We start from the raw sequence: 13463 nt of genomic DNA, 5'->3' as shown, positions 1-13463 counted from the left end.
CGGCCTCCGGCACGGCGGGTCATGGGGCTGGAACTCCCGGCCTTCCCTCGTCGCTCCAGTCGCTTCGCTCCCTCCACTCCTCAGTCCAGGCCGGGAGGCCCCATGACCGAACTGATGCCACCCGAGCTGAGCGGGCTGTCGACGACCAGCAGCACCGGCGCCGCGTTGACCGAGCGCTACACGCACTCGCTGATGAACACCTTCGGTCCGCCGAAGAAGGTCCTGGTGCGTGGTGAGGGCGCCTACCTGTGGGACGCCGACGGCAAGAAGTACCTCGACCTGCTCGGCGGACTCGCGGTGAACTCGCTCGGCCACGCGCACCCGTTCGTGGTGTCCGCGGTGACCAGCCAGCTCACCACGCTCGGCCACGTGTCCAACTTCTTCGCCTCCGCGCCGCAGATCGCGCTGGCCGAGAAGCTGCTCTCGCTGATCGACGCCCCCGGCGGCAAGGTGTTCTTCACCAACTCCGGCACCGAGGCGAACGAAGCGGCGTTCAAGATCACCCGCAAGACCGGCCGGACCAAGATCGTCTCCACCGTCGGCGCCTTCCACGGCCGCACGATGGGCGCGCTGGCGATCACCTGGAAGCCGGCGTACCGGGAGCAGTTCGCGCCGCTGCCCGGCGACGTCACCTTCGTCCCGTACGGCGACGCCGCGGCGCTCGAGGCCGCCGTCGACGACGAGACGGCCGCGGTGGTGCTCGAACCGATCCAGGGCGAGAACGGGATCGTCGTCCCGCCGGCCGGCTACCTGCAGGCCGCGCGGCGGATCACCTCCGAGCACGGCGCGCTGCTGTGGATCGACGAGATCCAGACCGGCGTCGGCCGGACCGGCGACTGGTTCGCGTTCCAGGCCGAGGGCATCGTGCCGGACCTGGTGACGGTGGCGAAGGGACTCGGCGCGGGCATCCCGATCGGCGCCTGCCTCGGCTTCGGTGCCGCCGCCGAGCTGCTCCAGCCGGGCAACCACGGTACGACGTTCGGCGGCAACCCGGTGGCCTCGATCGCCGGGCTCGCGGTGCTGACGGTGATCGAGCGCGACGGCCTGCTCGCCAATGTCAGTGCCGTCGGCAACCACCTCGCCGCGGCGGTCGAAGCGCTCGACCATCCGCTGATCGCGGGGGTGCGCGGTCGGGGGCTGCTGCTGGCGATCGAGCTGACCCAGCCGGTGTCGGACCAGGTCGCGGCGCTCGCACTGGAGGCCGGGTTCGTGATCAACAACCCGATTCCCGACGCGTTGCGCCTGGCGCCGCCGTACATTCTGACCAAGGCGGACGCCGACAGCTTCGTCGCGGCCCTCCCTGGCCTTCTGGAGAAGGTGAAGACGCCATGACCAGGCACTTCTTGCGGGACGACGACCTCAGTCCGGTCGAGCAGGACGAGGTGCTGACGCTGGCGCAGCAGTTGGCCGGCGACCGGTTCGGGCACAAGCCGCTGGCCGGGCCGCAGACCGTAGCGGTGATCTTCGACAAGACCTCGACCCGGACCAGGATCTCGTTCGCGGTCGGCATCGCCGATCTCGGCGGGACGCCGCTGATCATCGACGCGCAGACCTCGCAGCTCGGCCGGGGTGAGCCGATCGCCGACACCGCGCGGGTGCTCGACCGGCAGGTCGCCGCGATCGTCTGGCGGACCTCGGGGCAGACCCGGATCGAGGAGATGGCCGGCGCCTCGAAGGTCCCGGTGGTGAACGCGCTGACCGACGAGTTCCACCCGTGCCAGATCCTCGCCGACCTGCTGACGGTCCGGCAGCACAAGGGCGCGACCGCCGGGCTGAAGCTGACCTACCTCGGCGACGGCGCCAACAACATGGCGCACTCGTACTTGCTCGGCGGCGCGACCGCCGGTATGCACGTGGTGATCGGCTCGCCCGCGGAGTACCAGCCGGACGCCGCGATCCTGGCCAAGGCCGTCGAGATCGCCGCGAGCACGGGTGGTTCGGTCGCCTGGACCGCGGACGCCACCGAGGCGATCTCCGGCGCGGACGTCGTTGCCACCGACACCTGGGTCTCGATGGGCCAGGAAGCCGAGGCGGAGCTGCGTGAGGCGCCCTTCGTCCCGTACGCCGTCACCGAGCAGCTGCTGGCGAAGGCGAAGGCCGACGCGATCGTGCTGCACTGCCTGCCGGCGTACCGCGGCAAGGAGATCGACGCCGCCGTGCTCGACGGCCCGCAATCCGTCGTCTGGGACGAGGCCGAGAATCGCCTGCACGCCCAGAAGGCCTTGCTTTCCTGGCTGCTGGCCCGAAACTTCTCCTCATGACCACGAACCCGAACAGCTCGGAGCGACCGGAGACCCGCACGCTGATCGCGCCGACCACCAAGACGGCTCGGCAGCAGCGGATCGTGGAGCTGCTCGGCCGCCAGCCGGTGCGCTCGCAGACGGAGCTCGCCGAGTTGCTGGCCGGCGCGGGGCTCGGGGTCGGTCAGGCGACGCTGTCGCGCGACCTGGTGGAGATCGGCGCGGTGAAGGTCCGCGACGCGATCGGCCAGCTCGTGTACGCCGTACCGGGGGAGGGCGGTGATCGGAGCCCGCGCGCCGGTGAGGCCGCCGCGTTCGAGGCGCGGCTGGCTCGCGTCGCGTCCGAGCTGCTCGTCTCGGCCGAGGGCAGCGCCAACCTGGTCATCCTGCGAACGCCGCCCGGCGCGGCGCAGTACTTCGCTTCCGCGATCGACCATGTGGGTCTCGACGATGTGCTCGGGACCATCGCGGGTGACGACACCGTGATGGTTGTCTCGCGCAACCCGACCGGTGGTGAGGCGCTGGCGGCCCGGTTCCTCAACCTGGCGGCCCGGACCGAGAAGGACCACACCTGACACTGTTGCTATCAGCAACTGATCGGGCCCCGGAACCGCTGTTTGTCTTGGCTAGTGAGAGGATCGTCGGATGAGTACGGGAGAGAGCGCGGCCCTGTGGGGCGGCCGGTTCGCCGGCGGACCCGCCGACGCGCTGGCGGCGCTGAGCAAGTCGACCCACTTCGACTGGCGGCTGGCGCCGTACGACATCGCCGGGTCGAAGGCACACGCCAAGGTGCTGCACCGCGCCGGGCTGCTCACCGACGACGACCTCGCCGCGATGCTGCGCGGCCTCGACGAGCTGCTCGCCGACGTACTGTCCGGCGCTTTCCTGCCCGCCGAGGACGACGAGGACGTGCACACCGCGCTGGAGCGCGGCCTGCTGGAGCGGCTCGGTGCCGAGCTCGGCGGCCGGCTGCGGGCGGGCCGGTCTCGCAACGACCAGGTCGCCACCCTGTTCCGCAGCTACCTGCGCGAGCACGGCCGGATCATCGCGCGCCTCGTGCTCGACCAGGTCACCACGCTGGCCGACCAGGCCGAGAAGCACCTGGGCGTCACGATGCCCGGCCGGACCCATCTCCAGCACGCGCAGCCGGTTCTGCTCTCGCACCACCTGCTGGCGCACGCCTGGCCGCTGATCCGCGACCTCGAGCGGCTGGCCGAGTGGGACGCGCGCGTCGCGGCCGACTCGCCGTACGGCGCGGGGGCGCTGGCCGGTTCGTCGCTCGGGCTGGATCCGCGATTCGTCGCGACGGAGCTCGGCTTCACCGACTCCTCGCCGAACTCGATCGACGGGACCTCGGCGCGGGACTTCGTCGCCGAGTTCGCGTTCGTCACGGCGCAGATCGGCGTCGACCTGTCCCGGCAGGCCGAGGAGGTGATCCTCTGGGCGACCAAGGAGTTCGGGTTCGTCCGGCTCGACGACGCGTTCTCGACCGGGTCGAGCATCATGCCGCAGAAGAAGAACCCGGACATCGCCGAGCTGGCCCGGGGCAAGTCAGGCCGCCTGATCGGCAACCTGACCGGCCTGCTGGCCACACTCAAGGCGCAACCGCTGGCCTACAACCGCGACCTGCAGGAGGACAAGGAGCCGGTCTTCGACTCCGTCGACACCCTCGAGGTTCTGCTGCCGGCGTTCACCGGCATGATCCGCACGCTGGTGTTCGACACCGCCCGGCTGGAAGAACTCGCCCCGCAGGGCTTCTCGCTGGCCACCGACATCGCCGAGTGGCTGGTCCGCCAGAAGGTCCCCTTCCGCGTCGCCCACGAACTGGCCGGCGCCTGCGTCCAGGAGTGCGAGAAGCGCGGCATCGAGCTGTGGGACCTCACCGACGAGGACCTGGCGGCGATCTCGCCCGAGTTGACGCCGGAGGTGCGGTCGGTGCTCACCGTCGAGGGCTCGGTCTCCTCCCGCAACGCCCGAGGCGGTACCGCCGAGGAACGCGTCACGGAACAACTCGCCGAACTCCGCACCCGAGCAGCCCAGCACGCCGAACGCCTCGCCTGAAGGGTGCACGGGTGGTCTCCGCTGAGCGTGGTCGGCCGGTCCTGCTCATCGGCTGACCAGTAGGGTCCAGACATGCCCGTACGCCGTACCCTGCTGGCCGATCCCGTCCTGGAAGTCGCGCCCCGCCTCCTCGGCATGGTCATCCGCCGGACCACCGACGAGGGCACCGTCGCCGTCCGCCTCACCGAGATCGAGGCGTACGACGGGCCGAACGATCCGGGGTCGCACGCCTATCGAGGTGAGACGGCGCGCAATGCGGTCATGTTCGGCCCGCCCGGGTTTCTGTACGTGTACTTCACCTACGGCATGCACTACTGCATGAACGTCAGCGCAGGCCCCGACGGCCAACCGTCGGCGGTGCTCCTTCGCGCCGGCGAGGTGATCGAGGGCGTCGACCTGGCCCGCAGCCGTCGCGGTGCCCCGCAACCGGTGGACGGCAAGTTCAACCAGGTCACACCCGGGACCGTCGGCGGAGCACGCGCGACCGCCGCGACGGTGCTTCCCAGCCGAGGCGGACGTCGAACCGGTGCGCGCAACCCCGACTGGGATCTCGCCCGGGGTCCCGCCCGCATGTGCGTTGCCCTAGGCATCGACCGCGAAGCCAACGGCACCGACCTGCTCTCACGCGGGTCTGCCGTACAACTCCTCCCCGGCCCAGGCTTCGACGGCGAACCCTCCACCGGTCCCCGCGTGGGCTTGCGCGAAGCCGCTGACAACCCCTGGCGCTTCTGGATCCCCGGAGACCCCACGGTTTCGCCGTACCGGCCGCACGTGCCGAAGCGTCGCGGATAAGACACCCCGTCCACCCCCCCAGCAGGTCGACGGTTTTGGTCCAGACGAACGTCGGTGCCCTTCGCGGTGAGCCAGCGGCCGTCCGGGCAGTCGCTCCTCTAACGTCGGGCTGGTGTTTGCCGCTGGTGACGTCTGAGCACGCGGATGAGGAACACCAGCATCGTCGGGCACAGCACCAGGAAAAGTACGCCGCCGACCAGCGAAAATCTCCAGCTGTGGTCTTTGGTGTAGGCAACGGATTCGCCGGCGTCGTCGTGCAGGCCCACATCGGCGATCTGGACGGGCATCGGGTCGGTGCGGGAGACGCGTACCCCGTCGCGCAACTTGATGCCTGTGCGGGTGATCGTGCCGTCGTGGCTCACGAAATCACCGATCCAGGTACAGCCGCCTTTGCCGCAGGTGCGGTCGGTTGGGGCGAAGCTGCCGGACGGGCCGTTCACGAGGGCGGACCGGCCATCCAGGCCGGCTGTGATCCCGGCGATGCCACCGAGAAGGCCCATGAGAGCAATGCAAACGATCATGAACCAGAAGAACGCCAACCCACCCCGTGTCATCGGCTTCGGTTGCCTCGCTGCAGTCATGGCGCACAGCCTGCCACGAGCTCGCGCTACGCCCCTGCCAGGACCAACCGGTGGGAGCTGGATCGGACGGCACTGGCCGCGCCTTGGGCGGGTGAACGAAGAGAACCCGTCCCCTGCACGTGAACTGTGCAGAGGGCGGGTTCTGCCCGCGGGCTTCAGAAGCCCAAACGCTGCGCGATCAGGATGTCGGTCTTGCGGACAGGGGCTCCGTCGAGGCCGTCGGGGTTGTCGGCGGTGAGGACGGTGCCGCCGGCGGCGACTCGGTCGAGGACCTTGAGACCGATCGGATCGATGGTGCCGAAGATGGTGTAGTTCGGGCGGAGGCGGGAGTCTTCGAAGGTGAGGAAGAACTGGCTGCCGTTGGTGTTCGGGCCGGCGTTGGCCATCGCGAGGGTGCCGCGGGCGTAGACCTTGCTGGTGCCGGTCGGGTCGGTGGGCCAGTTGGGGAGGCCGACCGGGAGTTCGTCCTTGTAGGAGTAGCCGGGGCCGCGTTCGCCGGTGCCGGTCGGGTCGCCGCACTGGAGGACCCGGAGCGTCGGGTAGAGCGTGAGCCGGTGGCAGGTGGTGAAGTTGTAGAACCGGCTCTTCGCCAGGTGCAGGAAGCTCTGCACCGTGCACGGCGCCTTGGCGCGGTCGAGGGTGAGCAGCATCGGGCCCTGGTTGGTGGCCAGGATGACCCGGACCACGCCCTTGGACGGCGTCGGCGTCGGGTCCGGCGGCAGGGACACCGGGCGCGGCGACGGGTCGTCGGGCGTCGCGGTGTACCGGCATGGGCCGGTGGTGGACTGAGCGCCCGCGGCCTGCGCCGAGGCGAGCCGGTCAGGCTGCGTCTGCACGACCTGGGCGGGCTGCGCGTCGGCCGGTACAGGTCCCGGTACGGCGGCCAGCGCCGTACCGGTGGTGGCGAGCAGGCCGGCGACGCTCAGGGCGGCGCAGGCGATAACGCTGGTGGCTCTCATCGAGGGTCTTCCTCCAGGGCGGTCGGGATCATCCGGTGGCCAGCGTGAAGATCCGCAGGTCGCGGTTCTTCGGCAGCGTCACGCTAACCGGAACCCGGCCCGCGGCGACAGGGATCGGCGCGGTCGCGAAGAGGTGCGTCGCCACGTTGTCGCGTCCACCACCCGACTCGTTCCGGTACGGCGTGGAGGCGACCACCAGGTTCCCGAAGTGCACGGTGTCGCCCCCGCCGCCGAGCGTCCAGTCGCTGAACGACAGGTCGATCTCGCTGGTCGTCCCGTCGGCGTACCGCAGTGTCGCCGTGCCCTGCTGGTTCCCGTTCACCGCGCTGCCGACGAACGAGAGCTTCGTAGTCCCAGCCGGCAGCGACAGGTCGAGCAGTTGCCCGTCGGCCGGCACGTTGTCCGGCTCACCAGCCGGTACGCCGGGCCACACGAACGTCAGCCCCTCCTTCGTCACCGTCCCGCCGGGAGTCAGACCAGCCGCCGCCAGCGCCTGCCGCGAGTAGCTGACGCCACCACCGTCGTAATCCGCCTCGGTGTGGTCGCCGGCGTCGTCCGACGCCGCCACGCCCTCGCGTAGTACGGAGAACGAGTTCGGCAGCCCGACCACCACGGTGAACCCCAGTCGCGGCAGGGCAGTCCCGTCGGCGGACTTCAGCGCCACGGTGACGGGATAGCGCCCATCCGGCGTACCGGGTGCCGCCGTGACCCGCAGAGCAGCGCCGCCGGACTGGTCCACCGTGAACGAGCCACTCGCCGGTGCCGCGGTGAGCCCGGCCGGAGTGGTCACCGTGTACGACACGCTGGTCGCCGTACCGCTCAGCCGGTGCGCCTTGATCGTCACCGGATCCGAGGTCGTGCCCGGCGCGACGACAACCCGCCCGATGTCGGTCGAGGTCTGGAACGGGATCTCACCGGTCCGCCACGACGGCGGCGCGTCCTTCGCCGACGACCCCCACACCTTGTTGGCCGTCGTACCGACCGTGAAGTCGAGCGTGCCGCCGCGCTGCACGAACGACGCGCCGAGCCACGGCTTCGACGACGACCGCCCGTCCACCCGCAGGCTTTGCACGTACTTCGTCGCAGCCGTCGCGCCCGGCGCGTTGATCCGGATCGTCCGCCCCTTGTCCCGGTGGATCACCGCGCGCGGGAACAGCGGAGCCGCGACCTGCAGCTCGGCCCGGCTCGGCACCTCCGGGTAGAGCCCCAGCGCGGTCCACACGTACCAGGACGACATCGCGCCGAGGTCGTCGTTGCCGGGGATGCCGCCGGTGGTGGTGTTCCACAGCTGGCTCATCGCCTGCCGCAGCGTCTCCTGCGCCTTCCAGGGCTGACCGCTGTAGTTGTAGATCCAGGGCGTGTTGATCGACGGCTCGTTGTCCATCTCGGCGTGCAGATCACCGGACTTCGTCAGCGCCCAGTTGCCGTCGGCATCCTTGAAGAACGCGTCCAGCCGCTGGTTGACGACGTCCCGCCCGCCCATCGCGTCGAACAGCCCGGCCCGGTTGTGCGGGATCATCCAGGTGTACTGCGCGCTGCTGCCCTCGGCGAACCCGTCCTGCGTGCTCGGCGTGAACGCCGGCCAGGCGCCGTTCTCGTCGCGGTTCTGGATGTAGCCGCCGTTCTCGGGGTTGAACACGTTCTGCCAGTACTGCGAACGCTTCACGAACGTGTCCGCGGTCTTCCGGTCGCCGACCGCCGAGGCGAGCTGAGCGAGCGCGAAGTCCGCGGTCACGTCCTCCAGGGTCTCGACCGCGCCACCCCACGCGTTGGACTTCGTCGGCACGTAACCGAGCGCCAGGTACTTGTCGAGCGACGGCCGCTGCCCGATCGACATCACCGGCTTGCCCGCCGAGCTCAGGTCCTTCGCCGTCGGCACGGTCGCCGCCTTGACCAGCGACTGCAGCGCCGTCCGTACGTCGAAGTTGGTGCCGCCGAACGCGTGGATGCCGGCCAGCGCGGGCGCCGACGGGTCGCCGGTCATCACCGCCGTACTGCCGGACGCGTGCGTCCAGCGATCCCAGATGCCGTCGTTCTGCTGGGCCTGGTTGAGCAGGGACTGGGCGATGTCACCGGCCCGCTGCGGTTCCAGCAGCGCGAGCAGCTGCACCTGCGAGCGGTAGACGTCCCAGCCGGAGAACGTCGCGTACTGGTTCTTCTGGCCGCGGCTGAGCTGGTGCGGCTTCTGGTCGAAGCCCCAGTACTGCCCGTTGACGTCGTTGAAGACGTTCGGGTGCAGCAGAGCGTGGTAGAGCGCGGTGTAGAAGGTCGTACGGTCTGCTGTGGCGCCACCGGTGATCTCGATCCGGTTCAGCTGATCACGCCAAGCCTGCTTGGCGCGCGCGGCCGTGGTGGCCAGCGAGGTGCCGCGCGGGTTCTCCTGAGCGAGGTTGGCCGCCGCGTTGGCCTTGCTGACGTAGGAGATGCCGATGCGCATGTCCACCGTGCTGCTGTCGAAGCCCAGGTAGGCGCCGGAGCCCTTGCCCGCAGGCATCCAGCCATCGGTCCCGTACGTCGTACCGCCGGTGGCTGAGGTGCTGCCCGGGCTGACGGTCGCGTCCTTCCAGGTGCCGTGGTTGGCGAACGGCTGGTCGAACTGGGCGACGAAGTGCAGCGTGTAGTAGCTGCGCTGACCCACCGAGGCCAGGTAGCCGCAGAAGTTGCCGCTGGTCACCGAGCCGGTCACAGTGCGCTTGACCGGGTCGATGGTGACGTCGGCGTCGCTGGAGCCGACCTCGGAGTTCGCCGTCCGGAACAGCAGCGACTTGGCCTTGTCGGCCGGGAAGGTGAACGTCGCGGCACCGGTCCGCGTGGTCGCGGCGAGCTCGGCGGTCGCACCGGAGTCCAGGCCGACCTTGTAGTAGCCGGGCTTCGCGATCTCGTTGGAGTGCGAGAACGTGCTGGCGTAGACCTCGTCCTTGGCGTCGGTCTGCGGGGACGTGGTCACCGCACCGGCGTACGGGAAGATCGGGATGTCGCCGGAGCCGCCCGCGCAGCCGGTGCCGGACATGTGGGTCAGGCTGAAGCCGCGGATGCGATTGGCGTCGTACAGGTAGCCGCCGGGAGCGGCGGTCCGGTACTGGTTGCCGCGACTGGTCTCGGGGCTGAAGGAGAACATCCCGAACGGCATCACCGCGCCGGGGAAGACGTCGCCGAGGTTGGACGTGCCGATCAGCGGGTCGACGTGCTCGGTCGGATTAGCTGAGCTGCTGGTGATCCGGCTGTGCCCGACCGCCTCCTGCGCTCTCAGCCCGGGTGGTGCCGTGCTCGGTGGGGCGGTGGTGGGCCGGCCGTCGTACTGGGGAGACGGGCTCGGTGCGGCGACGGCCAGCGACGTGGAGACCAGTGCGGTGATCAGGGAGCTGGTCAGGACGGCAGCGGTACGACGGCGAGCGGGGAGCTTCTTCACGGGCGGTCCTTCGACGTCGGGACAGCACCGTGATCCCACGCGGCCACACCCCGGCCGGCGAACGTCGCCCAGGGCGGCGGACGGCGTGCGCTCGAACGGGGTGCAACTGCGGTGAGAGAGGCGGTGCGGTCACGGGCGGTGTGACATCGTTGTCAGCAAGAAATACCTGACTGTCACACCCCACGTCAAGGTTTTCGGCACGTTCCGCAACCAGACCATCGCGTTTCGCAACTCAGCTGGACAACAGAAAGGGTCGTCCACTCTCGTGGACGACCCTTTGAGTCAGTGCGTCAGCGGCCGACGGGGGACAGGCCGAGTTGCCGGCCCAGCAGGCCGCGGGGGCGGCCGCCGAGGCGTTCGGCGATGTCGATGATGACCTTCGACGCAGGCGTGGCGGCGTCGGCGATCGCGAGCGGGGTGCCGAGGTCGCCGCCGCTGCGGAGGCGCTCGTCCAGCGGGATCTCGCCGAGCAGCGGGATCGGGTAGCCCAGGCGGGCCGACAGGGTCTCGCTGACGCGCAGGCCGCCGCCGGTGCCGAAGATCTCGATCCGGTGCTCGGGGCCGCAGTGCGGGCAGGGCAGGAAGGACATGTTCTCGATCACGCCGGCCACCCGCTGGTGGACCATCTGCGCCATCGTGCCGGCCCGCTCGGCCACCTCGGCGGCGGCCTCCTGCGGGGTGGTCACGACGATCACCTCGGCGGTGGTCAGCCGCTGGCCGACCGAGATCGCGATGTCGCCGGTGCCCGGCGGCAGGTCGAGCAGCAGCACGTCCAGGTCGCCCCAGTAGACGTCGGCCAGCATCTGCACCAGCGCGCGGTCCAGGATCGGGCCGCGCCAGGCGACCACCTGGTCGCGCTTGGGCTTGAGCATGCCGATCGAGATCACCTTCACGCCGTGCGCGGGCACCGGCATGATCATGTCGTCGACCGCGGTCGGCCGCTCGTCGGCGACGCCCAGCATGGCCGGCACCGAGTGGCCGTAGATGTCGGCGTCCAGGACACCGACCGACAGGCCCTTGGCGGCCATCGCGACAGCCAGGTTGACCGTCACCGACGACTTGCCGACACCACCCTTGCCGGAGGCGATCGCGAACACCTTGGTCAGCGAGTCGGCGCGCGAGAACGGGATCTCCTTCTCCGCCACACCGCCCCGCAGCTGGGTCTGCAACGCGGCCCGCTGCTCGGCCGACATCACCCCGAGCTCGATCTCGACGCCGGTCACGCCGTCCAGCGCGCTGACCGCCGCGGTGGTGTCGCGCCGCAGGGTGTCCTTCATCGGGCAGCCGGACACGGTCAGCAGGATCTTCACCGCGACCACGCCGTCGGTCCGCACCACCACCGACTCGACCATGCCCAGATCGGTGATCGGTTTTTTGATCTCGGGGTCCATCACGGACCCGAGCGCAGCGGTCACCTGGTCAGCAGTGGGAGCCATGTCTACAGGCTACGTGCTCACGCACGGGCACCCCACCACGGTCCACTGTGACGTAGCTCCGGCAAGGCACACCTAACCAAGTGCCCCGGCGGCTCAGACCCGGTCGTCCTCGCGGTCCTTGTCCAGCTCGGCCAGCAGCGAGCGCAGTTCGGAGCGCAGGAAGTCGCGGGTCGCGACCTCGCCGACCGACATCCGCAGCGAGGCCATCTCCCGGGCCAGGAACTCCATGTCGGCCCGGCTCCGGGCGTCGACGTCGCGGTCGCGCTCGTACTGGACCCGGTCGCGGGCCTCCTGCCGGTTCTGCGCGAGCAGGATCAGCGGCGCGGCGTACGAGGCCTGCAGGCTGAGCGCGAGGGTGAGGAAGATGAACGGGTACTCGTCCCAGCGCAGGTGCTCGGGCGCGAAGATGTTCCACACCACCCAGAACACGATCGTCGCGGTCATGTAGACCAGGAACTGCCCGGTGCCGAGGAACCGCGCGATCCGCTCCGACAGCCGCCCGAACGCGTCCGCGTCGTACGCGCGCCGCCGGACCAGCGTCCGGCGCAGCTCGCGCGGAACGTCCAGCCGGTCGGCGGCCGGGCGGGTCAGCCGGCGTTCCTCGGAGCGGCGCTCCTCCGGCCGTGCGCCGCGACGCTCCTCCGACCGGGAACCACGGCGCTCGGTGGACTGGGATCCGCGCCGGTCGTCCGGCCGGCTGCTGCGGCGGTTGTCACCGGGCATGCGCGTCCCCCTCCTGCGGCGCGGAGCCACGCCAGTCGTCGGGCAGCAGATGGTCCAGTACGTCGTCCACGGTGACCGCACCGAGCAGCCGGCCCTCGTCGTCGAGCACCGGAGCGGCGACCAGGTTGTACGTCGCGAGGTACTTGCTCACCGCCTGCAGGCCGTCGTCCGGACGCAGCCCGTCCAGATCCGTGTCCAGTACGCCGGACACCAGCGCCGACGGCGGCTCGCGCAGCAGCCGCTGGATGTGGCCGATCCCGATGAACCGGCCGGTCGGCGTCTCCAGCGGCGGGCGGCAGACGTAGATCATCGCGGCCAGCGCCGGACTCAGCTCGGCGTTGCGCACGTGCGCGAGCGCGTCCGCCACGGTCGCGTCGGCGGGCAGGATCACCGGCTCGGACGTCATCAGTCCACCGGCCGTGCGTTCCTCGTACGTCAGCAGGCGCCGGACGTCCTCGGCCTCGTCGGGCTCCATCAGCGTGAGCAGCCGTTCGGCGGTGTCGGTCGGCAGCTCGGCGATCAGGTCGGCGGCGTCGTCCGGGGACATCTCCTCCAGCACGTCGGCGGCGCGCTCGGTGTCCAGGCCGGCCAGGATCTCCACCTGGTCGTCCTCGGGCAGCTCTTCCAGGACGTCGGCCAGCCGTTCGTCGTTCAGCGCGGACGCGATCTCCTTGCGCCGTTTCGGCGACAGCTCGTGCAGTACGCCGGCCAGGTCGGCCGGCTTCATCGTGTCGAACGCGGCCAGCATGTGCGTCGCGCCCTGCCCGTGCTCGGTCTGCGCGAACCCGCTGACGTCGGCCCAGTCCAGCACGTGCGACTGCCCGCGACGCCGGAACCGCTTGGCCCCCTCGGTCACCGCGACCTTCGACAGCATCCAGTCCCGGGTCCGCCACTGCTCCATCGCCAGGTCGAACACCACCGCGGACGCGCCGGTCTCGCGGATCGTCACGGTCCGGTCCAGCAGTTCGCCGAGCACCAGCACCTCGGTCGCCCGCTGCTCGAAGCGGCGCATGTTCAGCAGTCCGGTGGTGATCACGTGGCCGACCTCGATCGAGGTCACCCGGGTCATCGGCAGGAAGATGCGCCGCCGGGTGAACACCTCGACCACCAGCCCGAGCACCCGCGGCGGCTGGGTGTCCTGCCGCAGCGTCACCACGACGTCGCGCACCTTGCCGACCTGGTCCCCGTTCGGGTCGTACACGGGCAACCCGGCCAGCCGGGCCACGTACACACGTGCCGGTGATCCGCTCATGCTCGAAGGC

The 13463-nt window shown here is 70.3% G+C and carries 11 protein-coding genes; 5 read left to right on the top strand and 6 right to left on the bottom strand.

Features of this window, described 5'->3' with window-relative positions:
- Positions 1–102: 102 nt before the first annotated feature.
- From ACQPXM_RS31690 to ACQPXM_RS31670, 5 genes are all read left to right on the top strand, one after another.
- Positions 103–1332 (top strand): acetylornithine transaminase, encoded by a 1230-nt coding sequence (locus tag ACQPXM_RS31690; RefSeq protein ID WP_432940452.1) that lies wholly within the window; start codon positions 103–105, stop codon positions 1330–1332.
- The gene (argF, locus tag ACQPXM_RS31685; RefSeq protein WP_432940449.1) at positions 1329–2261 is read left to right on the top strand and encodes an ornithine carbamoyltransferase; all 933 of its coding nucleotides are present in this window, start codon (positions 1329–1331) and stop codon (positions 2259–2261) included. The genes ACQPXM_RS31690 and argF overlap by 4 nt, the downstream gene beginning before the upstream one ends.
- Complete coding sequence (locus tag ACQPXM_RS31680; RefSeq protein WP_432940446.1) at positions 2258–2815, top strand: arginine repressor; 558 nt, start codon at positions 2258–2260, stop codon at positions 2813–2815. The genes argF and ACQPXM_RS31680 overlap by 4 nt, the downstream gene beginning before the upstream one ends.
- A 70-nt stretch (positions 2816–2885) precedes the next feature.
- Positions 2886–4301: an argininosuccinate lyase gene (gene argH / locus ACQPXM_RS31675; protein ID WP_432940444.1), complete on the top strand. Its 1416-nt coding sequence runs from the start codon at positions 2886–2888 to the stop codon at positions 4299–4301.
- A 72-nt stretch (positions 4302–4373) separates the two neighbouring features.
- Positions 4374–5093 (top strand): DNA-3-methyladenine glycosylase, encoded by a 720-nt coding sequence (locus ACQPXM_RS31670; RefSeq protein ID WP_432940442.1) that lies wholly within the window; start codon positions 4374–4376, stop codon positions 5091–5093.
- A 98-nt stretch (positions 5094–5191) separates the two neighbouring features.
- On the opposite strand, the gene ACQPXM_RS31665 is transcribed toward ACQPXM_RS31670, so the two are convergent.
- The 6 genes from ACQPXM_RS31665 to ACQPXM_RS31640 all read right to left on the bottom strand — a co-directional run bounded on the left by ACQPXM_RS31665 (position 5192) and on the right by ACQPXM_RS31640 (position 13453).
- The gene (locus ACQPXM_RS31665) at positions 5192–5674 is read right to left on the bottom strand and encodes a hypothetical protein (RefSeq protein WP_432940439.1); all 483 of its coding nucleotides are present in this window, start codon (positions 5672–5674) and stop codon (positions 5192–5194) included.
- Between the two features lie 155 nt (positions 5675–5829).
- Positions 5830–6633, bottom strand: coding sequence for a peptidylprolyl isomerase (locus ACQPXM_RS31660; RefSeq protein WP_432940436.1), 804 nt, complete (start codon positions 6631–6633; stop codon positions 5830–5832).
- Positions 6634–6661: 28 nt separating this feature from the next.
- Positions 6662–10042 carry a GH92 family glycosyl hydrolase gene (locus tag ACQPXM_RS31655; protein ID WP_432940433.1) on the bottom strand — a complete coding sequence of 1127 codons (3381 nt, stop codon included), beginning with the start codon at positions 10040–10042 and terminating at the stop codon, positions 6662–6664.
- Between the two features lie 290 nt (positions 10043–10332).
- Positions 10333–11478, bottom strand: a complete 1146-nt coding sequence (locus tag ACQPXM_RS31650; protein ID WP_432940430.1) for an Mrp/NBP35 family ATP-binding protein — start codon at positions 11476–11478, stop codon at positions 10333–10335.
- A 93-nt stretch (positions 11479–11571) separates the two neighbouring features.
- On the bottom strand, positions 11572–12201 hold the full coding sequence (locus ACQPXM_RS31645; RefSeq protein ID WP_432940427.1) for a DUF1003 domain-containing protein: 630 nt from the start codon (positions 12199–12201) through the stop codon (positions 11572–11574).
- Positions 12191–13453, bottom strand: coding sequence for a magnesium transporter MgtE N-terminal domain-containing protein (locus ACQPXM_RS31640; protein WP_432940424.1), 1263 nt, complete (start codon positions 13451–13453; stop codon positions 12191–12193). Before ACQPXM_RS31640 ends, ACQPXM_RS31645 begins: the two co-directional genes overlap by 11 nt.
- Positions 13454–13463 lie beyond the last annotated feature (10 nt).

Origin of the sequence: Kribbella sp. CA-253562, assembly GCF_050942265.1 — a bacterium.
Taxonomy (GTDB): domain Bacteria; phylum Actinomycetota; class Actinomycetes; order Propionibacteriales; family Kribbellaceae; genus Kribbella.
This window is presented reverse-complemented; position numbering and strand designations above follow the sequence as displayed.

Excerpts from the sequence above, each read along its gene's own strand:
- ACQPXM_RS31650 (WP_432940430.1), bottom strand. The coding sequence starts at position 11,478 with ATGGCTCCCACTGCTGACCAGGTGACCGCTGCGCTCGGGTCCGTGATG.
- ACQPXM_RS31640 (WP_432940424.1), bottom strand. The coding sequence starts at position 13,453 with ATGAGCGGATCACCGGCACGTGTGTACGTGGCCCGGCTGGCCGGGTTG.
- ACQPXM_RS31670 (WP_432940442.1), top strand. The coding sequence starts at position 4,374 with ATGCCCGTACGCCGTACCCTGCTGGCCGATCCCGTCCTGGAAGTCGCG.
- argF (WP_432940449.1), top strand. The coding sequence starts at position 1,329 with ATGACCAGGCACTTCTTGCGGGACGACGACCTCAGTCCGGTCGAGCAG.
- ACQPXM_RS31680 (WP_432940446.1), top strand. The coding sequence starts at position 2,258 with ATGACCACGAACCCGAACAGCTCGGAGCGACCGGAGACCCGCACGCTG.
- ACQPXM_RS31660 (WP_432940436.1), bottom strand. The coding sequence starts at position 6,633 with ATGAGAGCCACCAGCGTTATCGCCTGCGCCGCCCTGAGCGTCGCCGGC.
- argH (WP_432940444.1), top strand. The coding sequence starts at position 2,886 with ATGAGTACGGGAGAGAGCGCGGCCCTGTGGGGCGGCCGGTTCGCCGGC.
- ACQPXM_RS31665 (WP_432940439.1), bottom strand. The coding sequence starts at position 5,674 with ATGACTGCAGCGAGGCAACCGAAGCCGATGACACGGGGTGGGTTGGCG.
- ACQPXM_RS31690 (WP_432940452.1), top strand. The coding sequence starts at position 103 with ATGACCGAACTGATGCCACCCGAGCTGAGCGGGCTGTCGACGACCAGC.
- ACQPXM_RS31645 (WP_432940427.1), bottom strand. The coding sequence starts at position 12,201 with ATGCCCGGTGACAACCGCCGCAGCAGCCGGCCGGACGACCGGCGCGGA.